Source organism: Nonlabens ulvanivorans, from assembly GCF_032922765.1.
Classification (GTDB): domain Bacteria; phylum Bacteroidota; class Bacteroidia; order Flavobacteriales; family Flavobacteriaceae; genus Nonlabens; species Nonlabens ulvanivorans.
In genome coordinates this window covers 1,520,553-1,545,800 of record NZ_CP136694.1, presented here as the reverse complement: position 1 = coordinate 1,545,800, position 25,248 = coordinate 1,520,553, and the positions used below count along the sequence as shown (strand labels likewise).

The 25,248-nt window shown below is 34.0% G+C and carries 26 protein-coding genes; 8 read left to right on the top strand and 18 right to left on the bottom strand.

The annotated features are described in order from the left end of the window. Nucleotides 1-136 precede the first annotated feature (136 nt). The 5 genes from R1T42_RS06965 to R1T42_RS06945 all read right to left on the bottom strand — a co-directional run bounded on the left by R1T42_RS06965 (nt 137) and on the right by R1T42_RS06945 (nt 2,878). Nucleotides 137-385: a DUF6952 family protein gene (locus tag R1T42_RS06965; protein ID WP_042247598.1), complete on the bottom strand. Its 249-nt coding sequence runs from the start codon at nt 383-385 to the stop codon at nt 137-139. After that, nucleotides 366-677 (bottom strand): thioredoxin family protein, encoded by a 312-nt coding sequence (locus tag R1T42_RS06960; protein ID WP_042247596.1) that lies wholly within the window; start codon nt 675-677, stop codon nt 366-368. The genes R1T42_RS06965 and R1T42_RS06960 overlap by 20 nt, the downstream gene beginning before the upstream one ends. A gap of 76 nt (nt 678-753) precedes the next feature. Further along, on the bottom strand, nt 754-1,389 hold the full coding sequence (locus tag R1T42_RS06955) for a peroxiredoxin (protein ID WP_036584418.1): 636 nt from the start codon (nt 1,387-1,389) through the stop codon (nt 754-756). A gap of 146 nt (nt 1,390-1,535) precedes the next feature. Continuing rightward, the gene (locus tag R1T42_RS06950; protein WP_317291813.1) at nt 1,536-2,033 is read right to left on the bottom strand and encodes a hypothetical protein; all 498 of its coding nucleotides are present in this window, start codon (nt 2,031-2,033) and stop codon (nt 1,536-1,538) included. Beyond that, on the bottom strand, nt 2,030-2,878 hold the full coding sequence (locus R1T42_RS06945) for a hypothetical protein (RefSeq protein ID WP_152565616.1): 849 nt from the start codon (nt 2,876-2,878) through the stop codon (nt 2,030-2,032). Before R1T42_RS06945 ends, R1T42_RS06950 begins: the two co-directional genes overlap by 4 nt. 209 nt (nt 2,879-3,087) lie before the next feature. Here R1T42_RS06945 and R1T42_RS06940 point away from each other — a divergent pair, with 209 nt between their 5' ends. Then, the gene (locus R1T42_RS06940) at nt 3,088-3,924 is read left to right on the top strand and encodes a DUF4349 domain-containing protein (RefSeq protein ID WP_317291812.1); all 837 of its coding nucleotides are present in this window, start codon (nt 3,088-3,090) and stop codon (nt 3,922-3,924) included. A gap of 6 nt (nt 3,925-3,930) precedes the next feature. On the opposite strand, the gene R1T42_RS06935 is transcribed toward R1T42_RS06940, so the two are convergent. The 4 genes from R1T42_RS06935 to R1T42_RS06920 are packed head-to-tail and all read right to left on the bottom strand — an operon-like array spanning nt 3,931 to nt 7,981. Beyond that, entirely contained in the window at nt 3,931-4,845 is a 915-nt protein-coding gene (locus R1T42_RS06935; protein ID WP_042247592.1) for a patatin-like phospholipase family protein, read from the bottom strand. Nucleotides 4,846-4,865: 20 nt separating this feature from the next. Further along, complete coding sequence (locus tag R1T42_RS06930; protein ID WP_317291811.1) at nt 4,866-5,729, bottom strand: MBL fold metallo-hydrolase; 864 nt, start codon at nt 5,727-5,729, stop codon at nt 4,866-4,868. Between the two features lie 16 nt (nt 5,730-5,745). Beyond that, nucleotides 5,746-7,266, bottom strand: coding sequence for a Na+/H+ antiporter NhaC (nhaC, locus tag R1T42_RS06925; protein WP_036584433.1), 1,521 nt, complete (start codon nt 7,264-7,266; stop codon nt 5,746-5,748). Nucleotides 7,267-7,324: 58 nt separating this feature from the next. Beyond that, on the bottom strand, nt 7,325-7,981 hold the full coding sequence (locus tag R1T42_RS06920) for a cupin domain-containing protein (protein ID WP_317291810.1): 657 nt from the start codon (nt 7,979-7,981) through the stop codon (nt 7,325-7,327). A 10-nt stretch (nt 7,982-7,991) separates the two neighbouring features. Here R1T42_RS06920 and trxB point away from each other — a divergent pair, with 10 nt between their 5' ends. Beyond that, the gene (gene trxB / locus R1T42_RS06915) at nt 7,992-8,969 is read left to right on the top strand and encodes a thioredoxin-disulfide reductase (RefSeq protein WP_317291809.1); all 978 of its coding nucleotides are present in this window, start codon (nt 7,992-7,994) and stop codon (nt 8,967-8,969) included. Nucleotides 8,970-9,075: 106 nt separating this feature from the next. Here the strand turns inward: trxB and R1T42_RS06910 are convergent, their stop codons facing one another. From R1T42_RS06910 to R1T42_RS06895, 4 genes are all read right to left on the bottom strand, one after another. After that, entirely contained in the window at nt 9,076-9,894 is an 819-nt protein-coding gene (locus R1T42_RS06910) for a GIN domain-containing protein (protein WP_317291808.1), read from the bottom strand. 115 nt (nt 9,895-10,009) lie between these two features. Continuing rightward, nucleotides 10,010-11,767: a PspC domain-containing protein gene (locus tag R1T42_RS06905; protein ID WP_317291807.1), complete on the bottom strand. Its 1,758-nt coding sequence runs from the start codon at nt 11,765-11,767 to the stop codon at nt 10,010-10,012. Beyond that, nucleotides 11,764-12,105 carry a PadR family transcriptional regulator gene (locus R1T42_RS06900; RefSeq protein ID WP_006795574.1) on the bottom strand — a complete coding sequence of 114 codons (342 nt, stop codon included), beginning with the start codon at nt 12,103-12,105 and terminating at the stop codon, nt 11,764-11,766. The genes R1T42_RS06905 and R1T42_RS06900 overlap by 4 nt, the downstream gene beginning before the upstream one ends. Then, a complete protein-coding gene (locus R1T42_RS06895) occupies nt 12,102-12,605 on the bottom strand; it encodes a DUF4870 domain-containing protein (protein WP_036584445.1) in 504 nt (167 codons plus the stop codon). The genes R1T42_RS06900 and R1T42_RS06895 overlap by 4 nt, the downstream gene beginning before the upstream one ends. A gap of 157 nt (nt 12,606-12,762) precedes the next feature. Between R1T42_RS06895 and R1T42_RS06890 the strand changes: the two genes are divergently transcribed. Then, a complete protein-coding gene (locus R1T42_RS06890) occupies nt 12,763-13,215 on the top strand; it encodes a DUF4442 domain-containing protein (RefSeq protein ID WP_036585362.1) in 453 nt (150 codons plus the stop codon). Nucleotides 13,216-13,302: 87 nt separating this feature from the next. On the opposite strand, the gene R1T42_RS06885 is transcribed toward R1T42_RS06890, so the two are convergent. Further along, entirely contained in the window at nt 13,303-15,774 is a 2,472-nt protein-coding gene (locus tag R1T42_RS06885; RefSeq protein WP_317291806.1) for a T9SS type A sorting domain-containing protein, read from the bottom strand. Between the two features lie 20 nt (nt 15,775-15,794). Continuing rightward, nucleotides 15,795-18,353: a DUF7619 domain-containing protein gene (locus R1T42_RS06880; RefSeq protein WP_317291805.1), complete on the bottom strand. Its 2,559-nt coding sequence runs from the start codon at nt 18,351-18,353 to the stop codon at nt 15,795-15,797. 130 nt (nt 18,354-18,483) lie between these two features. Here R1T42_RS06880 and R1T42_RS06875 point away from each other — a divergent pair, with 130 nt between their 5' ends. Genes R1T42_RS06875 through R1T42_RS06865 form a run of 3 tightly spaced genes read left to right on the top strand, consistent with a single transcriptional unit; the run spans nt 18,484 to nt 21,515 of the window. Further along, nucleotides 18,484-19,527: an o-succinylbenzoate synthase gene (locus tag R1T42_RS06875; protein ID WP_317291804.1), complete on the top strand. Its 1,044-nt coding sequence runs from the start codon at nt 18,484-18,486 to the stop codon at nt 19,525-19,527. A 2-nt stretch (nt 19,528-19,529) separates the two neighbouring features. Next, nucleotides 19,530-20,465, top strand: a complete 936-nt coding sequence (locus R1T42_RS06870) for a CPBP family intramembrane glutamic endopeptidase (RefSeq protein WP_317291803.1) — start codon at nt 19,530-19,532, stop codon at nt 20,463-20,465. Then, nucleotides 20,466-21,515, top strand: coding sequence for an AMP-binding protein (locus R1T42_RS06865; protein ID WP_317291802.1), 1,050 nt, complete (start codon nt 20,466-20,468; stop codon nt 21,513-21,515). 16 nt (nt 21,516-21,531) lie between these two features. Here R1T42_RS06865 and R1T42_RS06860 read toward each other — a convergent pair whose 3' ends face one another. Together R1T42_RS06860 and dnaA are read right to left on the bottom strand one after the other, a co-directional pair. Continuing rightward, the gene (locus R1T42_RS06860) at nt 21,532-21,993 is read right to left on the bottom strand and encodes a low molecular weight protein-tyrosine-phosphatase (protein ID WP_317291801.1); all 462 of its coding nucleotides are present in this window, start codon (nt 21,991-21,993) and stop codon (nt 21,532-21,534) included. 9 nt (nt 21,994-22,002) lie between these two features. Continuing rightward, entirely contained in the window at nt 22,003-23,430 is a 1,428-nt protein-coding gene (dnaA, locus tag R1T42_RS06855) for a chromosomal replication initiator protein DnaA (protein WP_006795565.1), read from the bottom strand. A gap of 204 nt (nt 23,431-23,634) precedes the next feature. Between dnaA and R1T42_RS06850 the strand changes: the two genes are divergently transcribed. Both R1T42_RS06850 and R1T42_RS06845 read left to right on the top strand, forming a co-directional pair. Further along, nucleotides 23,635-24,051 carry an acyl-CoA thioesterase gene (locus tag R1T42_RS06850; RefSeq protein ID WP_317291800.1) on the top strand — a complete coding sequence of 139 codons (417 nt, stop codon included), beginning with the start codon at nt 23,635-23,637 and terminating at the stop codon, nt 24,049-24,051. A gap of 47 nt (nt 24,052-24,098) precedes the next feature. Beyond that, nucleotides 24,099-24,644 carry a pyridoxamine 5'-phosphate oxidase family protein gene (locus R1T42_RS06845; protein WP_317291799.1) on the top strand — a complete coding sequence of 182 codons (546 nt, stop codon included), beginning with the start codon at nt 24,099-24,101 and terminating at the stop codon, nt 24,642-24,644. On the opposite strand, the gene R1T42_RS06840 is transcribed toward R1T42_RS06845, so the two are convergent. Further along, the gene (locus R1T42_RS06840; protein WP_317291798.1) at nt 24,641-25,246 is read right to left on the bottom strand and encodes an IMPACT family protein; all 606 of its coding nucleotides are present in this window, start codon (nt 25,244-25,246) and stop codon (nt 24,641-24,643) included. The genes R1T42_RS06845 and R1T42_RS06840 overlap by 4 nt on opposite strands. Nucleotides 25,247-25,248 lie beyond the last annotated feature (2 nt).

Sequence of the window (25,248 nt, the reverse complement as noted above, 5' to 3'; positions counted from 1 at the left end):
AAAATATTAAAACAGTAACTAGAAATAACGAAAAACTCATTTTTATTATCAATTTTTTGCTTAATTAATAATTTTATAAATAAAAAAACCTCAAAACGTTAAGGGTTTTGAGGTTTTTTAATAATAATATTAAACGTTATTGATCTATAGATCCCATAACTTTTTGTGCGAAAGCATTTGCGGCTTCTATTCCGCTCATACCTTGTGCAACATTAGCGTGTACTTCTAGAGCACCACATATATTGGTAATTAATTCACCTACTACATCCATTTCCTCTTCAGTTACAGACCTGTGTTCTGAAAAATGTTCTAGAACCTCTAGAGTTGCTTCTAATTGTTCTGGAGTAGTACCTTTTTGTATATGTCTAATTATTGGTAACTTCATGTACTAAGTCTTTAAGATTTTCAAATTTGTTAGTTTGTACTTGATTTACAAAAGAACCGCCTTTGAAAGTTGCAAACGTAGGTAGGTTATCTACAGTTGCCATTTTACGTGATTCTGGGAATTTTTCTGCATCTACTAATAAGAATGTAGTATTCTCATTTTCGGCAGCTAGTTTTTTAAATTTAGGCTTCATTAAGCGGCAGTTACCACACCAGCTAGCCATATATTGTACAACTACAGTATCGTTGTTTGCAACGATTTCCTGTAGGTTATCTTGATCTAAAGTTTGCATATGATACTATATTATAAAAACACAACAGATCTCTTTTAAAGAAACGACCTGTTGTGTTTCTTAATTAATTTAATAATTAGTTTTGAGAAAGGTAAGCGGCAGTTCCTTTACGATCTGCGCTCATTGCGTCTTTTCCTTCTTCCCAATTTGCAGGACATACTTCACCATTCTTTTGAACGTGAGTGTAAGCATCAATCATTCTTAAGAATTCATTTACGTTACGACCTACTGGCATGTGGTTAACACCTTCATGAAATACGGTACCTTCTTCATCAATAAGGTATGTCGCACGGAAAGTTACGTTATCTCCTTTAAGGATATAACCTTCTAAGTCATCATTGTACTCTTCTTCTACATCTAGGATATCTAGCATGTTTGCAAGGTTACGGTTAGAGTCTGCAAGAATTGGGTAAGTTACACCTTCAATTCCACCATCATCTTTTGCAGTATTCAACCATGCAAAGTGTACTTCTGGAGTATCACATGAAGCACCAATTACGATAGTGTTTCTTTTTTCAAATTCACCTAATGCAGTTTGAAAAGCATGTAATTCAGTAGGGCATACGAAAGTGAAATCTTTAGGATACCAAAAAAGTAATACTTTCTTATTCTTATTTTTTGCTTCTTCAAGAACGTTTAATTTAAACGTATCTCCCATTTCGTTCATTGCATCTACATCGATACTTGGAAACTGTCTTCCTACTATTGCCATTGTTGTTAGTTTTAAATTGTGTTGTTTTTCAGGCTGCAAAAGTAGTTCAGAGCGACGGTTTTTTAATGTGTTTTACAATCTTATAACATAATAGTGTTATAGGTTATGGTTATAGTAGGTAGAACTTGTAATAGTCTAAGGTTATTTTACCAAATGATTTTTACAGAGTTGATCGTGTCATTATCAATTACTTGTGGTTGTTCATCAATAGCGATAAACCCATTAGTTTTAATATCTTTCAGATTTACTGTATCCCTAAAAACTTTAGTATAATGGTAATAAAATTCATAATTCATTTGATCTGCTGGATATTCTTGATCAGGTTTTTCAATGGAGTGTAGTTCTATGTATTTGAACACTGAACCATGAGGGATTTTAAAAGGAGCATTTTCCTTGAAAATCATATTAATGCTATTGGCTTTAGACCTGATTTTATGAGCCTCAATAACATCTTTAAATTCGGTACGTATCATTTCCTCATAAAATAATACTTTTCGCATTGTTAAATCTGCTTCGGTTATAGGAGCGTTTGTTTTTACTTCATTAATAAAATCAGAATCATCAATTTCACCTTCTGATGAATTATTGTTATTCTTACAGGAAGAAAATAATATTAAAATAAATATTAAGGTCCAATTTCTCATGACTTAATGCGGTATTTTATTTTCTTGATTTGTTCCCCAGCATATTCAGTATCGACTATTAATAGCTTTTTCAAGCTTTGTGTAGGAGTGGTGAGTTTATCAATAAATTGTTGTTTGTCATAAATAGTTACACCTATTTCATAAGGTAATAATTCCATAACAATAACATCATTATGTAATAGTTGGTTAAGTTGTCTTCTTCGGTTTTTTAAACTTCTGATGTCGCCATTAGAATAATAATCAAGCATTAAAGCATAATCATCGGGTTTTAAATAAATATCTCTACTTACCAGACGTTCTAGATTAAGGCTTAATGTATCATTTTTATAATATGGAGATTCAATAATAAATGTGTTGTTTTTAGAATCACTTTTCCCAGAAAAACAACCATCCTCATTAACCTCAATTCGTTCTTTTTGATTCGTGTTAATTCTGTAAATCGCAAATGGGACATTTTTTATAGCTTCTTTTCTATAAAAATCCTTTAAGCAAAAGTTGTAATCATATTCTTTATTACTTAGGACTATATAAGTGATAGCCATTCCTGCGATTGTGATTATTACTTTCAATAGAATCTTTAAAACATTTTCAATGGAGCTGCTTGTGTCATTCTTTAATGCTGTACTATAATCGGGCATGAGGTAGTCTTCATTCGCTTTCGCGAAAGCGGACCAATGATCACATCCTGCATATACAGATAGCATATTGAGAATATCTATTCTAGGTAACTTTTTCGGCTCGTTTTTTATATAAGTGTAGAACCATTTTTCGCTGACGCTGCTTCCTGTTTTAGACCTCAAATCATCTTGAAAATTGATGATATCTTGACCTTTCCAATCTTTCATAATAGACTGTTGAGGGGAATAAGTCTCTCTGAATTTAAGAGAAACCTGTTCTAAAAGCAGATTAAATAATAAGAGGTCTGTTATACTATTCATAGGTTATACAGCACTAAAATAGCTCTTGTAATATAGTTTACAAAAGTTTTACAAGAGTATTACAAATAGATTTTTACATGGCTCAATAGGTTTGTTAGGAATTAAAAAATCATCTTATGAAAAATGTAATTTATGTAACTGCAATAGCGGTAATTCTTAATCTATCATCATGTGCAGAGGCTTATGAAAATCGAGCTGGTTATAAAGAAGATGTTATAGCATCTTCTCAAGAATTAAATATCGAGTCTCCTTCCCAAACAGTAGAAAGTAATACCGAAACTTTAGAAAATCTCAAGATTATTAAAAATGCTAATTGTCGTTTTAAAGTGATTAATTTAGATAGTGCAAGTACTGCAGCACAAAATATAATTACTGCTCAAAAAGGATATGTAGCAGATATGAAATACACTCAAAATGATTACAAATTAGAAAATCGTATCATCTTTAAAGTTCCTGCAACACATTTTGAATCTACCATCACACAACTTACTGCGCTAGCCGATTTTATCGACTTCAAAAATATGTCTACTACTGACGTGAGTGATGAATATGTCGATTTACAAACCAGGCTTAAAACTAAAAAAGAAGTCAAATTAAGATATGACGAAATCTTAAGAGGTAAAGCAAAAACAGTAGAAGAGGTACTTAAAACGGAAGAGAAATTAAGGATTCTACAAGAAGAAATAGAGAGCGCCGAAGGAAGATTAAAATTACTAAACCATAAAGTAGGTTATAGTAATATTGAATTACAATTATATCAAACAGTACAGTTTAGAGAGGATCCTGTAGTTTATGAGGTTACCTTTAAAGACAAAGCTTTGAGCGGTTTTAAAAATGGATGGTCTATAGTAACAACTTTACTCTTAATTCTAGTAAATATCTGGCCATTACTATTGCTTTTTATTGCAGCGTTTTTCTTTTATAAAAGATGGAGTAGTAGAGTAAGGAAGTAATTTGCTTTATTCTTCTTGAGGCTTGATTTCGCTCGTTTTTTCTGTAGTGCTTGCGGCATATTTAAATCCGCTATTCCACCAGTTAGTCATTTTTGATTTATTAAAAATGAGCGAATTAGTCGTTAATACCGTAGGTGTGTAATAGAAATTAAGAATAGCATCGTGATGGTTTGCTGTAAACTTTCCTATCGCTATATTCTGTTTTTCAATACGATCCATCATAAAACCATGAAGGCTCGTAAGTAGTGAAAAGACATTAGTCGATGGCAAGCTATTATAGTAAGTAGCTTCTGTTTCTAGTACAATAACATCGACTGTTGTAGCGCCACGTTCTATAGCTTCTTTAATAGGTACCATACTACCATAGCCACCATCTGCATACTCGCAGTTATCTTTCTTAACCATGCTCATAAAAGGGATATAGTTACAAGAAATCCATATCCAATCACAAAAGTCCTCATAGCTCACTTCTTGAATCGATTTATATTCGGTTTCATTGAGTGAAAGATTAGATACGGTAACGATGACTTCTTTTTGCGTCGCCTTTAACTCGTTAAATTCATCAATGGTAAAAATCTTTTTGATTAGTTTTCTAAGGTTTTTGCTTTCGCCAAAGGTTTTATTACCATTTAAAAAATTGCGCAGAACATTCCAGTGATTGATTTTTATTTCCTCAACACCATATTTACTTCTCTTAATTATGAATGGGCAATTGCTGAATATTGACTTTTGATTTACATTAGTATAGACCTCTTTAATCTTTTCTATTTTATGAAGTGCTAGATGAGAAATAAGAAGACTGCCTGTAGATGTCCCTATATAAATATCATAGTCTAGTTTTTTTTCTTCAATGAGGTATTGAGCAACGCCACCGGCAAATGCACCTTTACTACCACCGCCAGATATGACTAATGCTCTCATTATTTAAATTATAAAACTAATTATAGACCTGTGATGCTCTCGTAAACGGTAGTTCTAAAACGCTCTGCATTAATAAAGCCATCTCCATAACCTTTTGCATCATATGCTGCTGTTATAGTCGTGTCTGCGATAATATCTTCTTTAGAAACACCTTTCTTAATTTTTGAAGCAATGTTTTCTTTGATATCCACTAACATTTCAATGTTATTTCTTAAATCGTCATAACTAGCTAATGTGCCATGTCCTGGTATGATCTTAGTCTCCTCATTAATAGTAGACAGGACTCTTTCTTGAGCAGCGATATAACCATCGATAGAGCCGCCGGATTTTAGATCGATATATGGATATTTTGCATTAAAAAATACATCACCCATATGTACCACATTTTCCTGAACAAAAAAGATAAATGTATCACCGTCAGTATGGGCGTTGTGCACATGAATTAATAAACAGGTTTGAGTAGGTAATTGTAATTCTAACTCTTCCTCTAAAGTCATTTCTGGTATGAAGTTCTCTTCTTTACCTTCAGCAATTAAGCGTTCTTTTACGTTCACGTGAGCAACGATTGTGGTTTCTTTAGAATTAAAATTTCCATTGCCACCTGTATGATCTCCATGATGATGAGTGTTAATTAAGTAAGTGATTGGATATTCTGTAATGCCTTCAATTGCATCTTTAATTTTATCACTAAGTGGTGCAAATTGATCATCTATCATTACCACTTTCTCTTTGTCTATCGCAATCATGATATTACCGCCAGCTCCAGTAAGCATAAAAGTGTTTTCGCTTACCTCAGTAGATGTAATTTGAACTTTTGCAAATCGGTCTTGTGCACCAGCATTAAGAATACTTAAAAGTGCAAATACAGATAATAAATTTTTCATTGTTAATGTGTTGATATTATTCTTCACCTATAGTATCTAGGGTAGGTGTTTTAGTAACTAATTGTTTAATCTTAATACTAAACGCTGCAAAAATAAGCGTCATGATAGGAGATAACCAGCTAAACATAGCATAGATAGCATAATCCAATACACTTACACCTAAAGTACCACTGTGGTAAGCACCACAGGTATTCCAAGGTATTAAAACAGATGTAACTGTTCCTGAGTCTTCTAGTGTTCTCGATAAATTCTCTGGTGCGAGTCCTTTTTCACGATAAGCTTTCTCATACATTTTACCAGGTACAACCAGTGCTAGATATTGATCACTTGCAGTGAAATTAATCGCTATACAACTAGCTACCGTACTAAAGAATAATCCAAAAACACTACTAAATAGATTCAGTAGACTTTTTGAAATCCTGCTCAATGCACCTATAGCATCCATGACACCACCAAAGACCATAGCGCAAATAATCAACCATATAGTACCTAGCATCGATTCCATTCCTTTTCCTTCAAATAGTCCTGCTAGTTCTTCAACAATTTTAGGATTGTCAGATATCGGGTTAACAGTGGTCTTTACAGTGATGGCATTCATGATTCCTTTATAACCAGCTTCAAAACTCCATTCTTTCATTCCAGAAACAGCTAGTACAAGATCGGGTTGAAAAATCAATGCAAAAACCGCTGCTAGTAACGTACCAGCCAGTAAAGCGATTAAAGGCGATATCTTTTTAACTATCATGGCAATTACAGCAATAGGTACTATAAATAGCCATGGTGTGGTATTGAAGGTAGCATCTATCGCACCTTGATATTGAGAAACATCGGCAGCACCGGTTGTATCGTTAGTAAATCCTAGTATAATAAAGAATAATAGAGTTACAATGATAGTAGGCACTGTCGTGTAAGTCATATATCTGATATGAGTAAATAAATCAGTACCAGCCATAGCAGGAGCAAGGTTAGTGGTGTCACTTAGAGGACTTAATTTATCACCAAAATAGGCACCACTCAATACGGCACCAGCAGTCATTCCAGGACTTATCCCTAATGCGCCTGCAATACCTATAAGTGCGATACCTACTGTTGCACTAGTAGTCCAGCTACTACCTGTTGCAACAGAAATAACAGCACAAATAATAACACATGCAGCCAGAAAAATAGTTGGGTTTAAGATATCTAGTCCATAATAAATCATGGTAGGTATAATGCCACTGACCAGCCAGGTCCCAGCAAGCGCACCTACCATTAAAAGGATAAGAATAGCGCCAGTAGTAGATTTTAAATTTTGAGCAACTTCCTCAACCATGGATTTATAAGAAACTTTGTTTTTAAAGCCTACGATAGCTGCAATAGCTGCACCTATAATTAATATAAATTGGTTAGAACCACCTAAAGCGCTATCACCAAAAACGAATACATTATATGCTAGTAGTCCAACTAATGCTATTACTGGAATTAGCGCTTCCCAAATGTTTAATTCTTGATTAATGATGATTTTTTCGTCCTCGTGGTTGATATTTTGACTTTCCATGTATCGGGATTATTGAGTGTAATGTTACGATTTTGAAAACGCGTTTGCAAGTACTGCCTTAACCTATGATATATTTGTGTAGCAATTTCTTTTCGTATCCCAGCTTTCGCGAAAGCGTATATAACATCATCAAAACGGATTTAAATAACTTAAAGAATAAGCTATCTACCTGAGTATCGCCCCATTTAAGTAAAATAATAGCATAGAATGGATTGAACGGAATCTGGTTCTTTCCAAAAGTTTTACCATCACTAACCAGTCCAAAAAGTGCAGCCATGAAATTTTCAAATCCAGGCTGGCCGGGTTCTAATTTTGCTCTAAAAACGATAGGTCGATCACCTGGATTATAAAAACGATGATTATCTATTACGGGTACTTTAAATATTTGACCAGGTTTTAAGCGTATTTCTTTACCTAAATGATGAACACCTAAAGTACCTTCAATAGGTTCAAACTGTTCTGTGAAATATTGATGATAGTGGATAGGATTACCACCACCAGGCTGTAACTCTACCTCTATATAGGTAAATGCTCCATCAGTTTGTGCGCTAGTCTTAAGTATAGTAGCGCGTTCTTTTGTAATAGGATTGATATAGGTATGGCCCATGGAGTAAAAATAGAACAGGTTGATATGGTTTTCCTTAATAAAGTGATAATAAATAGTGATAGATGCTTTTGAAAAAAAGCTTATAGTTTGATTATTTTTACATTCCAAAGTTTATACAATGTCAGAACAAATTGAAAGAGTTAAGTGTTTGATCATAGGATCAGGACCAGCAGGATATACTGCAGCGATATATGCTGCACGTGCAGATATGAAACCATTACTTTATACAGGTATGGAACCAGGTGGACAGTTAACGACCACTACTGAGGTTGATAACTTCCCAGGATATCCAGAAGGTATTGATGGACCATCAATGATGGTTGATTTGCAGAAACAAGCAGAGCGTTTCGGCACTGAGGTACGTATAGGAATGGTTACTGAAGTAAATTTTGCCAGTGAAAAAGGCGGTATTCACACAGCAATTGTAGACGGGAAAACTAAAATTGAGGCGCATACCGTTATCATTTCTACTGGTGCCACGGCAAAGTATTTAGGTTTGCCTAGTGAACAACGACTACGCGGTGGTGGAGTTAGTGCCTGCGCCGTTTGTGATGGATTCTTTTATAGAGGTCAAGATGTCGCTATTGTAGGTGCTGGAGATACAGCTGCTGAAGAGGCTACTTATCTAGCAAATATTTGTTCTAAGGTGACCATGTTAGTACGTAAAGGAGAAATGCGTGCTTCTAAAGCGATGCAACATCGTGTAGCGCAAACAGAAAATATAGAAGTTTTATTTAACTCAGAGGTTGATGAAGTACTAGGTGATCAGGTAGTGGAAGGTTTACGTATTGTAAATAATCAAACTAATGAAAAGCATGAGATTGCCATCACTGGATTGTTTATTGCGATAGGACATAAGCCAAATACTGATATCTTTAAAGGGCAACTTGATATGGATGATGCTGGTTATTTAATAACTAAAGCTGGATCTACTTATACTAACATGCCAGGTGTGTATGCTAGTGGAGATGTACAAGATAAAATATATAGACAGGCAATTACCGCTGCAGGAACAGGTTGTATGGCGGCTCTTGATGCTGAGCGCTATCTAGCTGAGGTAGGTATTGTAGAAGAAGTAATAGATGGTAGTTATTAAGTATACCTACTTTTAAGTTTATAAAAAAAGCCTCGCATCGCGAGGCTTTTTTTATTTAATTAGAATTGAGATGTTGACTATTCAGATCAACAAATGCAATCAACGTTTATTTTTTTATCAATTGCGTTTTTCCTGTAAATTTTTCTAAGATGACTTTAGGTGAATTGAATAGTTCTACTTTAGAACTATCGCTGGCAGCTAGAGTTAATTCATCTTTTACATTTACCTCGCAATCGGTATTTTGAGACGCTTTCATATTTAAGTTGTTAAATACTAGGTTATCGCCTTGAAAGCTGGCTTTATTTTCAAGTAATAAAGTACCTGATTTTACATCACCTTCTAATTTTGCAACTGTACGACCTTTCATCGTTAGGTTTAAATCTTGAAATTTTAGCAATGCCTTTACATTAGCCTTATCGTCAAAATTAATCTTAGCATCATTACCTCTTAAATTCAACTCAGATCTAGAGTCTCCTTTTAGATTGAGAGTTAAATTACTAATGTTTGCGGTTAGAAATAATTTTGCATCATCACGTACTTCAATTTCTAACTTGTCTATTTTTAGTTCAGTGATAGCGCTTATCTCTGCCTTTTCTTTAGCAACGATTTTAGTTAGTCCAGCAGGATAAATTAAGCGTATCGTCATCTCTTTTTTAGAACGTATGTTTGCGGTAGAGCTAATACTTAAATTGCCATCAACTACAGCAACTTCTAAAAACTGATGTAGATTTGAATCTGTGGTGATTTCAACTTGAGGAACCGCACCTTCTACGATTGCTACTTCATAATCACCACCTATTTCAATAACCGTAAATGGATCAACATCTGTAATAACGGTGCTAGGTTCGCGATTTCCTTTTACCTTTTCTTGTGCTTGAGAAACAGCAGCGGTAAGAATCAAGATTGCTAGTAATAATTTTTTCATTTGAGAGATAATTTGTTTAACAAAGGTAAAACAAAAACCGCTCCAAATGAATGAAGCGGTTTTCTAGTCAACAAGAATCTCTTAAAATACAGTTGACATCACATGAATCTTTATTCTAGAAACTTTCTTCTGTTTCTATTTCTATAGGTCCTAAGTCTATCGATGTTTTAATAGTAGTAGTTTCAGATGTTTCATTTTCCTCGTCTTCGTCATCTTCATATTTCCACTCATTATCATCTGTTGATCTAGAAGGTGAATTGATTTCATCTTTTTCAATGTCATCTTTACTTTCTTCTACAACAGGACAGTCTAGGCATACTGCTTTGCCATCTTTTACTTGATAAGTATAAGAGTCATTGCTACCTAGAGAGAATGCATCATTACTAATGTAATCTCTATAATGGTTTGCAAACTCATCATTCATTCTAGCTTTAGTTCCTTCGGGAAGATTTACAATGATCTCAATTTTGTGGTTATTAAGACTACCACTATTAATTTTAAAGAAATCATCTAATGTAATGATAGAATCTGTAATCACATAATTATATTCTATTTGAGAAGCTTTTTCTTTAGCCTCTTGAATAGATGATCCTTTTGCCTTGAACTTAACGTTTATAGATGCAACGCTATCAGTAGTAGCAGCAATCGCTGTTTTAATTCCCATTAATCGTATTTCTTTAGCACCATCAAATTCTCCTATACTAAAATGAGAACCATTTACATAGATATTATCATAGCCTTCTAGAGTGCTATCTTCCATGTTAAGTTGAAACACTTTCTCTTTATTCACAGGGAATTTTTCTAAACTGTTTATGTTCCCATCAAAAGCTTGTGATGTTCCTATAGTTGCGATAATCACACACAGTCCAATTACAGATGCTACCCAAAGTAATCCTATAATAACTTTAGCCGTACGACCTATGGAGGCTAGATTAGATACTAACAATCGCAAACCTAAAACAGCGATAATAAAGAATGGAATCCCTATTAAGAAAAAGGCTGTTAAATAAATCCACCATGTTGATAGGTTAGAAGGTATGCTCATATTCATAAGTAACATAAAATCATCACTTTGTAATTGTGCTGTACCTATACCTATCAAGCTAAAGAATAATGCAATTAAACCTGTAGCACCTAGTAGGAACATAAACAGCCCTATGATCTTAGCTATAGCTTTAAAAATACCTTTAATAAAACGTCCTAAAAAACTAAAGAAACGTACTGTTCCACGCTTTCCCTTTTGACCTACAATTCGGTAGTCGGCGTCGGTCTGCCCATCGACTACATCATCAAAACCCGACTTAAAGTTTTCACCTATGTTTGAGATATTTACTTCTTTACCCATCATCGCTAGACGCTGGTTTGTAGTGACAGCATCTTTAGCAACGATCCAGAAGATGATGTAAGTCAGTACATTAAACGGGAATGATATAAATGATATGACTACAAAAAAGATTCGTACCCATATGGCATCTATACCTAGAAAATGACCTAGACCAGCACAAACACCACCTATATAACCGTTCAAGGTATCTCTAAACAACGGTCTGCTGAAACGTGATTTCATCTCTTGAGCAGTTGATCTTCTCTCACCTTCAAAGATTTCTTCATCTACCTCATAGTCTTCTGGCTGTCCCATTATGGAAATCACATCTTCGACATGAGTGATGGAAATGACTTGTTGTTCATTAGCTCTTTTTTCTAGAAAAAGTTCAGCAACACGAGATTCTATATCTGCCATGATCTCTTCAGATCCTTGCATACCGCTAAATGAGCGGCGCACAGCGGCTAGATATTTTTGTAATTTATTATAGGCATCTTCATCGATGTGGAAGAACAGCCCTGCGAGGTTTATATTTATGGTCTTGTTCATGATTTCTTAGTTTTTGTTGTGGTTACCAGGTTAACGGCGTTTTTAAGATCATCCCAGGTACTGGATAATTCTTTAAGGAAAATCTTTCCAGTTTCTGTCAGTCCATAATATTTACGTGGTGGACCACTGGTGCTTTCTTCCCATCTATAATTAAGTAAACCTGCATTTTTTAATCGGGTTAATAATGGATAGATTGTTCCTTCTACCACTAGTAACTTTGCATCCTTAAGAGTATCGAGAATCTCTGCTACATAAGCATCTTCTTCTTTGAGGATGGATAGAATGCAGTACTCGAGTACTCCTTTACGCATTTGCGCTTTTGTGTTTTCTATCTTCATGTTGTTGTGTTATTAGATTCTGTTTTTGTGCTTAAAAACGGGATCGTTAAAGGGTATTTAAAAAGCACCCCATCATTTGCTTGCATCGCTCCTCTAATAGTATAGACTAAATCTACAATACCGATGAGTAAAAGCGCACCGCCAAAAAGAATCCCTACACCTATCATGGTAGCAAAAATTCCCATATGTTCACCATGCATCCATTCATCGCCATCCATTCTATCTAGCCCTTCTAAAAATTCAATTCCACCAGATGCAAATGCAACTACCAGAATAATCGCTGCGATAACAGCTAGAGCTATTGAGTAAAGCGTCATGCTTAATTGAAAGTTGATGACCTGTTTTCCGTGATGATCTACAAAGTCAGATTTTTTTGAATTCACCATCCATAATAAAATGGGTAAAATGAAATTCCCTAAAGGAAATAACCATTTCCCAAAGCTCAACAAGTGCAAACATGTCGCTAAGTTTCGATGATTATTTTGTAAAGTATTCTCCATGGCATATTATTTTCTTATGCAAATATATATCTAAAAGATAGTATTATGCAATACAAAGTACCATATATTTTTATTTTTGTGAGATATTTTTTATTTCGCTTTCGCGAAAGCGTAACAACAACGCGCCTTTTGATTACATTTGTACAAAATGTTAAAAATGATAACTCCTAAGAAAATAAATGCATTTACCTTCTTAAAACTACCTAGTGCATGGTGGGCAGGTGTACGATGTAAGACCATAAGTGAGGAATCTTGTACGGTAAAAGTGCGTCACAAGTGGTTCAACCAGAATCCATTCAAGAGTATGTATTTTGCTACTCAAGCAATGGCTGCTGAACTTTCTACAGGAGCATTAGTGATGTCATTTATTCAAAAAAGCGATGCAAGAGTTTCTATGTTAGTAGCCCGCAATGAGGCTACTTTTACTAAAAAAGCAACGGGCATCATCACATTTACTTGTAATGATGGTAAAGCTATTCAACAAGCCATAGAAAAAACGGTAGCCACTGGTGAAGGTCAAACCGTATGGATGGAATCTCGTGGTGTGAACCAGGATGGAGTAGAGGTAAGCCAGTTCAGATTTGAATGGACGGTTAAAAAGAAGGCATAATTAAACCTGTCTCACATTATTTAAGTTAGATATTCTAATCTTATTAAATGGTAAGACAGGTTTAAAATAGTTAAATTAAAAGAGTAATTACTTTTTAATGAATTTTAAAACTTGAGATTTATTACCAGAAGTAACTCTAATAAAATATACTCCAGTATCTAAGTTGCTTACGTTAATATCTTTATCAGTTGTTTCTATTAACAACTGTCCTTGAAGATTCATAATTACAGCAAAATCAATTTTTTCTGACGTTTGTAATTGTACTATGTCTGCTACAGGATTAGGGTAGAGACTTATATTTAGAAATTCTTGATCGCTATTAGAAAGTGTTTGTACAATAGTAGTTGTAGCGGTATTGGTTATAATAGCTTCATTAAAATCAAAATATATATGAGCAGTGTTATCTATAAAATCACCAATGACTAAATTTTGTTTAGGTTTAATGCGGTAATAAATATATCCATGACTTAATGGCTCATTAGTAGTACTATCTGGTAAGTTGATATTAGGAAAATCAAAGTCGATGAATCTTTTGTTCTCAATATGAATCTCTCCTACATCATGACTCATGTCTATAGGTTCAAAGGTATCCCAGTCTAGATTATCAGACAAGGTATCTTTAACGGTAACATTTATCGCACTAGCATTACCTGTGTTTTGAAACCGTATTCTGTAATGTAAGTATTCATCTAACTCTGTAGGTAGTATTTCTGCGCCTTCAAAAACGGTTTTATCATTAGGGTCATAAGAGTTAACAATATTGTTATTATAATAGAAAACATTGTCTTGTGGATTTGCGTCACCAGGTATTGGGTTAATCGTCGCTGTCCATGCTTCTGTTTCTCCACCTATTAAAACAGGTGGTTGAGCTACTAGGAATTCTACATCAATACGTAATCTTTCAAACGGGCCTAAATTATACGACCAGTTCAACATACCCGTGGATACTGTACTGGCTGCTGGTACACTAGTTTGATAAGTGAAAAGATTACTGTTATATGGTAATTCAATGGTTCCAGATACCGGTACAGATCCTTTGTTAATGGCTATGAGTTTATAGCCTGCTGTAAATCCAGGTCTGGTAGCAATAGTTGCTATAAGATCTATAGAGACATCTTGAACCGTATTGGTAGTCTGTGCTTCAAAATCACCACTAGCCACATTACCGTATCCTGTAAAGTTGTTATTAAAACCATTTGCTGGTGTAAATGCAAACATGGATAAGTCTTCTACATCTGTATTGATATTACCAGTTCCTACATAATTTGAATAATCGCCATAAGCTTTAGAAAAGGTTGTACTAGTTCCCGTACTGTGTGTACTAAATACTTTATAGTATGGAACTACTGCATCTGTAGCTGGTGAATAATCACCACTACCATTAGTGTCATAGTAGATAGTACCACTTATTACATTAAGTTCACATTCATTTGCTATTTCTTGTTCTGAAGCACATCCGGTTGCATTTCCATTAATAGTAGCTGTAGAAGTAGTACCACTCAAGTAATTACAAACAACTGGCACATCACAAATGGCTAGCAATGGATTTCCTACAATACGCATGCCTGTTAAAAAATTAGCATTACTTCCACCTATGGCATTAATATCTGTTAATAATGGATTGTTTTCAATACTGATATAAGTTAAAGTGAGAGCATTTTGCAATCCATTTAAACTAGTTATAGAATCTACTCGTGTTACACGCAATATTCTTAACTGTAAGATAGTGTTGAAAAAAGATAAATCTTGAGATCCTATCATTTGATCTAATTGAATTGTGTCAACAGTTTGTATAGAACTAAAGCCACTAATGTCACTCAAGTTGATGTTTCCTTTTATAATAAGGTTATTTTGTATGAATCTCAATGATTGAAAAGATTGCGATATCGTTGATAGTTGCGAATTACGTAAAATAGATAGATTATCAATCATTGTCATCGTACCAAAACCGTCTATAGAAGTCAGGAAGTCATTATCTTTAATAATCATCCATTCTACTTGATCCACAAGGTCAAAGGAGTTGATACTTGTTAAACGAGTATTGTCTAATTCTAAAAAATTAAGAATGACTAATTGATTTAATCCTGATAAATCATTGAGAACTGTATCATCTACAATCCATAGTTTATGAACGTCATCAATATTTGATAAACCACTAAAATCTGTTACAAAAGATTGTTCTAGTTTAATATCATTAATACTAGTTATCCCTTGAAATCCATTGAAATTGGTGATGCCCGGATTATTAAATAGATAGATATCTTCTAATTGTGTAAGTGTTGAAAAAGCGGTGAGATCATTCAGTAGCGGATTGTTAAGGATGTTTAATCCACCATCTAGTTGCACTAATCCTTGTAAATTATTAAGATTACTAATATCTGAACTTCCAGTAGCAGGACCTATTTGTAACCCATTTAATATTTGAGTACAGTTAGGATATGTTGATTGAAAGGCATCCACATCTGCTTGTGTTTCTAGTACGATAATACTGGTAGGACATTGTGCATGGCTGCATAAAGAAATGGTAAAAAATAGTAATATGGAGTAAATGTATTTCATGACTTAAGTAGTTTCTTTGGTTAGTTTTTTATGAACTTTAGTGACTGAGATTGACTATTGGAATGAATGATTATAAGGTAAATACCGGAATTTAAATTGTTAACATTAATGTTTTTGGAATTGGTCTTTATCAATTCCTGTCCTTGAAGATTATAAATTGAAATTGAATCAATCTCTTTATCAGTTTTTAAAACTAGGGTTTCTTTAACTGGATTAGGATAAATGCTTATTCCTAAAGGTTCTTCATCATTTCCAGAAAGAGTTTGTACTAATGTGGTAACAGTAGTGTTTGTAACAATAGCTTCATTAAAGTCAAAAAATATGTGAGCCGTATTTTCCATTTGGTCGCCTATCACTATGTTTTGCTTTGGTTTAATGCGGTAATAAATGTATCCATGACTTAACGCTTCATTTGCAGTACTATCTGGTAAGTTGATATTAGGAAAGTCAAAGTCTATAAATCTTTTGTTTCTAATATGAACCTCACCTACATCGTGACTCATATTTATAGGTTCAAAAGTGTCCCAGTCCAAGTTGTTAGAAAGTGTATCGGTAACTTTTACATGAATAGCACTTGCTGTTCCAGTATTTTGAAATCGAATGAGGTAATGTAGGTATTCATTTATCTGATTAGGTAGTATCTCATTGCCTTCAAAAACTGTTTTGTCATTTGGATCATAAGAATTTACTACAGTTTGAGAAAGGACATTATTGTTATCAGTAGTATCAATATCTGCAATTGAAGGTGTTATTTGAGCATTGAAATCTAGAATTTCGCCACCTATTAAAGTAGGTGGTAAAGCCACATCATATTGTAGCTGTATGATTCTAGTTTCAAATAAGTTGAGGTTGTTATAGTTAAAGGTTATTAACCCAGTAGTTTGATTAATCGCAGTCACACTACTGCTGTTAAAAGTTAATTTAGTAGCGTCATAGTTAACGGTTACTACTCCAGATGAACTTTGTGTTCCTTCATTTTTTAAAATTAATCTATAGCGAGCTTCAAATCCAGGTCTTGCTGCATTAGTAGGAATAATTTGAACAGACACATCATTAAAAGCATTTATAACAGAGCCTTCAAAATTTCTATTTATATCTTGATTTCCTACACCACTAAATGTTGAACTGTGACTGGCTGGCGCAAAAGTAAAGTTGGAAACAGCGTCTATAGTGGTGTTTATAGAGCCATCATCAGTGAAATTATCATAAGAGCCATTTTGACGTGTGTAAGTAGTAAAAGTTTCTGTTCCATTATCGCTAGTAATTTTAATGTTCTGAACAGGAAGATCGCTTGAGTCAAAGATGTTATTGCCATTTAAATCATAATATGCGCTACCACTTATTACATTTAAATTACATCCAGCAGCGACTTCAAGAGTAGAATTACAACCTGGAGCATTATCCCTTATCTCAGCATTTGCATTATTAGAATTGAGATATTGACATATACTAGTTACGTTACAAGTTGAGAGAAGATCATTATCTGCGACTCTCAAGCTATTTAGTAATGTAAAGTCAGCATTTGTTATAGCGTTGATATTACTTAAAACGGGATGGTTAGAGATGTTTACATATTGAAGTGGTAGTATGTTTTGAAATGTATTGAATTGCGTTAAAGCTAGGTTTGACGAAACGTTTACTGAATTTACGTTGATTAGATTATTAAACCCAGTGAAATTTTGAAGACTATTATTGTTAGTGAATGTGATGCTTTGAATGCTCGTTAGTGCATTAAAATCATCAAAAGAAGTCATGCTAAAATTATTACCTATTGTAAGTAGGCTATTGATGGTAGTCAGACTAGAGAACGCATTATTCATGCTTATCAAGCCATTATCGTATATTCTAATTCTATTGACCTGTATTAAATTACTAAAGTCATTTATAGAAGATAGCATGGGATTGCCATTGATTTCTAAATTTGAGAGTACTTGCACATTTTGAAATGCATTTAAGCTGGTTAATACGAGATTATCATCTATTTGTATACTAGGTGTCGTAAATGGTGGGACACCTGTTAAATTTTGAAAAGCGTTAATACTTGTGAGTTGACGGTTATTGTTTATATCAATAAAATTGATGTTTGTAAAATGATCAAAACCACTGAGATCAACTAATACTTCATCAAATGCAATTCTTAATTGATTAAGAGACGTCAGATGATTTAAAGCACTAAAATCACTCGTATGATTATTGAAAAGCCTTAAATTTTCTAATGCGGTTAGGTTTTGTAAGCCATTTAAACTCGATAAGTAACTCTGTGAGATCCATAATGAATCTAAACTGTTTAAGTTAATTAAATCACTTAAATCAATAAGTTGATCTACTTGAGAAATTTGTAGTCTACCTGCTATAGAGGTAATCCCGTTAAGAGTATTTAAATTATTAATGTTGCTAAATGAGGATGTAGAATAACTACCTATGTATAAATCACCTAATATTTGAGTGCAATTGGGATAGTTAGATTGAAATGCATCTACATCTGCTTGGGTTTCTAATATGATATTGCCAGGTGGACATTGAGCCATCGCAACGGTAGCAATACATCCTATTAAAATGACGAGTATTTTTTTGATCATGGCTTTTTTGATTGGTTATCAAATAGATGCATAACTACTCGATAGGTTGCGTGATGAAAATTTTAAATCACAGTATTAAATTTTATTAAAGCAATAGGTAACTCCATATTATGATGTTTATATTGCAGGAATGCAAGCTCAATTTAAAAAGTATACTTTAGAATTTAAGCGTCCGGCTGGTACCTCTCGAGGTGTTTTACGCATTAAAGAAACCTATTTCTTGTATCTATCAAATGGCGATAAATATGGCATCGGAGAATGTAATTTATTTAAAGGATTATCTATAGATGATCGACCTGGCTATGAAGGTAAGTTGCAATGGTTGTGTGATAACATTCATCTAAAGCCGGCAGATTTATATCATAGCTTAATGGAATGGCCATCTATTTTATTTGGCTATGAAATGGCGCTCAAATCCCTGCAATCATCAGATGTATTTACACTTTTTCCATCGCTATTTACGGAAGGTATGGATACCATTAATATTAATGGATTAGTATGGATGGGTGATCAAGATTTTATGATGCGACAGCTTGAAGAAAAGTTAGCTAGTGGTTTTAACTGTATAAAATTTAAGATAGGAGCCATAGATTTTAATAAAGAATTAGAATTGCTAGATGCTGTGCGGTCTCGCTTTCGCGAAAGCGAGATAACTATAAGAGTAGATGCAAATGGAGCTTTTACACCTGAAAATGCCATGGGGAAATTAGATGCACTTGCTAAGTATCAAGTGCATAGTATTGAACAGCCTATAAAGCAAGGTCAATGGCAAGAGATGGCGTCACTTTGTCAACAATCACCTATAGATATTGCCCTAGACGAAGAGCTTATAGGTTTATATCATACCGAAGAAAAACAACGTTGTTTAGAAACCATAAAACCACAGTATATCATTTTAAAACCAGCGCTAGTAGGTGGATTTCAAAGTTGTAGAGAATGGATTAACATAGCTGGAAATAATAATGCTGGCTGGTGGATGACCAGTGCACTAGAATCTAATGTAGGGCTTAATGCCATCGCTCAATTTACTTATACTTTAGGTAATTTGATGCCACAAGGATTAGGGACCGGTGGTTTATATACTAATAATATTGAGGCGCCATTAGAAATAAAAAATGGCACTTTAAAATGTAACGATATCTCAATATGGGATACTAAGAGTTTAAATTTATAAGAATGTATATAGAACAAGGATATAAAGGTAATCTAGGAGTGTGGAATTTCTTTTTAATTCCGGTAGGCTTCATGCTGTTTATGGTGTTTAATTATTTTTCTACTCAAATGCTTGTGGAAGAGCAAGGTCAATCTGTAGAAGAGATTATGGCGCAAATGATTGAAATGATGGGGAAAATGCCTTTTCTTATTGTGAACCTATTGACTTTTGTAGTTGGTTTAGTCTCCATATTTGTTTGGGTTAAGTATATACATCAACAATCAATAACATCGTTAACAACGAGCAGAAAAAAAATAGATTGGAAGCGTATTGGCTTTATGTTTCTCTTTTGGGCAACCATTTCTGTCGCAACCATGTTATTGAGCGTTTATAGTGCGCCAGAAAATTTTGAATATAATTTAAATTGGTCAAAGTTTATACCACTAGTTGTAGTGTCGTTTTTATTGTTTCCATTTCAAACTAGTTTTGAAGAATATTTATTTCGTGGTCAGCTTTTACAAGGCCTAGGGATACTAACTAAAACGAGATGGGTTCCATTTATACTTACTTCTGTATTATTTGGTGTTATGCATGCTGCAAATCCAGAGGTAGAAAAACTAGGTATGGAGGTAATGGTGTTTTATATAGGTACAGGTTTATTGCTAGGTGCCATGACCTTAATGGATGAAGGTCTTGAGCTTGCTTTAGGTTTTCATGCGGCAAATAACATTACTGCGGCACTTATGGTAACATCAACTTGGACAGCTATACAAACAGACTCTGTTTTCTTAGATGTTTCACAACCTAGTTTTGGTCTTGCAGATATGTTACCTATCGTTATAGGTTATCCAATAATTTTGTGGATTTTAGCTAAGATTTATAAATGGTCTAATTGGAAAGAAAAGCTTTTTGGCAAAGTGCTTTCTAAAGAAGAATTTGATAATTTAAACGCATCATAAATGATTCCTAAAATACATCCAACGTTTAAGCTTAATGGTCGTCATCTTGATCATCAAGGAGTTATGATTGTCGCTTATTCTTATGTAAAAGAAGGCACAGAATGGGAGAAAGAAGTAGGCGATTTTCTATTAAACTGGTTGGATGATTTTGATGTGATGACTGTTTTTACAAGTGGTTCTACAGGTTCACCTAGACAATATAAGTTGAACAAACAGCACATGATTAATAGTGCAATAATGACTGGTGAACATTTTTATCTAGGTCCAGGAACAGAGGCTTTATGTTGTCTACCATTAAGTTATATCGCTGGTAAAATGATGATGGTACGTGCGTTAATGTTGGGATGGGAAATAGACTTAGTGAAACCTAATTCAAATCCACTGAAAAAGGCAGAAAAACGTTATGATTTTACAGCAATGACACCTATGCAGGTGAAAAAATCATTAAAGAATATCCATAAAACTAAAATGGTATTAATAGGTGGAGCTGCAATAAGGTCTCAACTTATTGATGACTTACAACACAAACATACTAAAGCATTTCACTCTTATGGAATGACAGAGACAGCTTCTCATGTAGCGATTAAACAGTTGTATCCAAAGTTTGAAAGCGAATATACCGCAGTAGGTGATATTAGTTTTTCAAAAGATAAAAGGGATTGTTTAGTAATTAATGCACCGTCGTTAGGATCTAATAATTTGGGTACTAACGATATTGTTGAATTGATTGACGATTATAGATTTAAAATACTAGGCCGTATTGATGATGTCATCAATACTGGCGGAATAAAAATTCATCCAGATATGGTGGAGCAAAAGATGGCAGCGCACATCGCTCAACGCTTTTTTATCACTGGAATGAATGATGAAGATCTAGGTGAAAAAGTCATCTTGATAGTAGAAGGTAAGGAGTCTGATGTACAAAAGGCTTTTACGGTATTAGATAAATATGAAATACCTAAAGAGGTCTATTTCATCAACTCTTTTGAAGAAACGCATACTAAGAAAGTAGATAAGCGATCGACATTAGAGCGTTTGTTTAGGAAATAGGTTTAATTTTTATGTTTTAGGATTGCAGCTTTTTAGCGACTACATCACCTACGTGATCAAGCATGCGATATACATTTTCAAAACCACTATCGCCACCATAGTATGGATCAGGTACATCAAGATCTTCATTAGGAAAGGCCCAATCTAGAATTTTGTGAACTTTAGCACGTTGCTCATCGTTTTGTGCAAGTGCTATAACATCTCTGTAATTAGAATTATCCATTACAAATATGTAGTCAAAATTTTCTAAATCTTCTACCACTAATTTACGACTGGCCTGGCTAGAAATGTCTAGTCCATTCTTTTTTGCAACGGCTATGGATCTTTTATCTGGAGCTTGTCCACGATGACTGCCACTAGTTCCAGCGCTATCAATATCAAACTTAGTAAAGTTAAGTTTTGAACGCATGATACCTTCGGCAAGTGGAGACCTGCAAATGTTACCTAAGCAGACCATTAAAATGGACGTCTTACTCATCACTAGTTTTTAATTAGTTAGTTTTTTACTCAAATCTTCAACATATTTGTTGAATTGCTTATCTGTTGAAGCAAGATTATCTACGGTTTTACAAGCGTGAAGTACTGTAGCGTGATCACGTTTCCCTATTTGAGAGCCTATGCTAGCTAGTGAAGCTTTAGTCATTTTCTTAGAGAAGTACATAGCCAACTGTCTAGCTTGAACGATATGGCGTTTACGGGTTTTAGACTGTAAAGTTTCAACATCCATCTGGAAATAATCACTTACAACTTGCTGGATTTGATCTATAGAAATCTCACGTTTAGTATTCTTAACATAGTTTTCTACAATCTTACGGGCAAGATCAATAGTAATATCCTTACGGTTAAAAGAAGAATGAGCAATTAATGAAATAATAGCACCTTCTAATTCACGTATGTTAGTTTTAATATTGTCAGCTAGATAATGTATAATATCATCATCCATTTCTACACCATCGCGATATAGTTTATTCTTAATGATAGAAACCCTAGTTTCATAATCCGGATGATTAAGCTCTGCGCTAAGTCCCCATTTAAAACGAGAGAGTAAACGTTGCTCAATATCCTGCATGTCTACAGGCTTCTTATCACTAGTAAGAATGACCTGTTTACCATTTTGATGTAAATGGTTGAAAATATGGAAGAATACATCTTGTGTACTTGCTTTACCAGCAAAGAACTGTATGTCGTCAACGATAAGCACATCTACAATCTGATAGAAGTGTATGAAATCGTTTCTATTATTCTTACGTACGGATTCAATGTATTGTTGTGTGAACTTTTCGGCACTGATATAAAGCGCTGTTTTGTCCGGATAATTTTCTTTAATTCCTACACCTATTGCATGGGCAAGGTGAGTTTTACCTAATCCTACACCACCAAAAATAAGTAAAGGGTTAAAAGAGGTTCCTCCAGGTTTATTTGCAACCGCCATACCAGCACTACGTGCAAGCCTGTTAGAATCACCTTCTAGGAAACTATCGAAATTATAAGATGGATTTAATTGAGATTCTATTTTTACATTTCTTATTCCAGGAATAATAAATGGATTCTTTAATTCAGGGCTTTTACTTCTTACTGGCGCATCTACAGATTGGGAAGACTGTATAGAGCGATTACTACTTGGTATCTTTTCAGTAAATGGTTCCATACCTTTTAAGGTATTTTCCATTTTAATCGCATAAATTAATTTAGCGCCTTCACCTAGCTCACGTGTAAGAGCTGTTTTTAATAACTTAATATAATGTTCTTCTAACCATTCATAAAAAAAACGACTAGGAACCTGTATACTTAATGCAGTCTCTGTTAATTTTACAGGTTTAATAGGTTCAAACCAGGTTTTGTAGGCTTGAGGATTTATATTATCTTTTATAAATAGTAGGCAATTTTCCCATACCGATGCTGCCGTCGATGCCATAAAATAAATTACTTTTAAAGATTAAGATTGTGGGATTAAAAAAGTGGAAAATGAGGACAAAATGCTTCTTTCTAATCGATGACAAATATGTGAATAAAAAACCTTAAAAAAAACTAGAAAAGTGTTTGATTTATCTAAAATATTGTTGCAAGTAAATCTTCATTTTTTCAACTCACTTAATATACAAAAAAATTAATTAGTAGAATGAAGAGTACACTTACAAAAATTACTACCAGATATGCAGAATCAGATCAAATGGGAATTATTCATCATTCTAACTATTTGATTTACATGGAGCAAGCAAGACTTGATTGGCTAGATACTCTAGGGTTCTCTTATAAACTAATGGAAGAAAATAAAGTTCTTTTACCGGTGTATCAAATCGATATTAAGTATAAAAGTCCGATGAAGTTTGGAGAGGAAATTACCGTCAAAACCACCCTTAAGAAACCTCCTACAACTAGAGTGGAGTTTGAGTATGAAATTGTTAATCAACACGGTGTGATTTGTGCTACCGCAGATTTAACTTTAGTATTCACAAATGCCGCTAATTTTAGACCTATGAAACCTCTTTCAGATTTTCTTGAAGCGTGTAATTTATTGTTTAATGATTTAGATTAGTATTAAAAAAAGAAGATTCATTAATCGTTACAATATATGCTATTGATATGTTAGATAATTTTTTTAAAGAAGTGAAAGCCGAATTTAAAAACGCGCTTATAAAACGCAATCATCCATTTAAATACTTAACCTTATCAACAGTCGATGAAAAGGATATGCCTCAATCGCGCACTATTGTCCTTAGGGAAATTCACGATAATCTCGATTGTATCATTTTCACAGATTCCCGTACTAGTAAAGTACATCAATTAGCAAATAACTCTCAAGCCTGCTTACTTGCTTATCATCCTAAAAAAATGTTGCAACTTAAACTTAATGGTAATTTATATCCTATAGACGATCCCAGTGAAATTAAAAGATTATTTCAAAAGGTAGGTGAAAAAGCTATTAAAGATTACACGACTTGTTCCATACCTGGAACTTCTATATCTAATCTCGATAATGTCGATTACACAGTGCGCAAGGAAAATCATTTTCTTCCTTTACAATTTGTTCCCGATCAATGGGAAGTGCTACAACTTAAACGACCTAATCATTTAAGAGCATTATTTAAAAGAGAAAATAATTGGGATGGTCAATGGATGGTGCCTTAATCCATTGCTTTTGCTTTAATAGGATACATTTTATTGATTACAGCAGTTATATGTTCTTGTTGTGACATAGGTGCCGCAATAGTTATGATACAACTTGCCGTTAGATCTTGAGAGATTATGCTGTATTTACCATCGTCTATAAATCGCATGACTTGACTCATTTGTGGATATTCAAAACTAATTTCTATAGCCGCTGTAATGGTACGTAATCTTACATCTGCAGATTCTAGAGCTAATTTTGCTGTTTCTCGGTATGCACTTATTAAACCACCTACACCTAGTTTAGTACCTCCAAAAATCCTTGAAACGACTACTAACAGGTCACTTAACTCAAAAGAATTTATCTGACCTAATATAGGGTCGCCAGCACTATGACTGGGCTCACCATCATCATTTGCTCTATAGTTATGATGGTCAGCTCCTAGTTTCCATGCATAACAATGATGTCCAGCTTTAGGATGTCTATTGCGCAATGTCGCGATAAGATCATTCACTTCTTCGTCACTTTTTAAAGGAAATGCATATCCGTAAAATTTGCTGCCTCTTTCCTTAAAAAGGATTTCGTCAGTTGGTTTGATAATGGTTTTGTAAGAATCTGCCAATG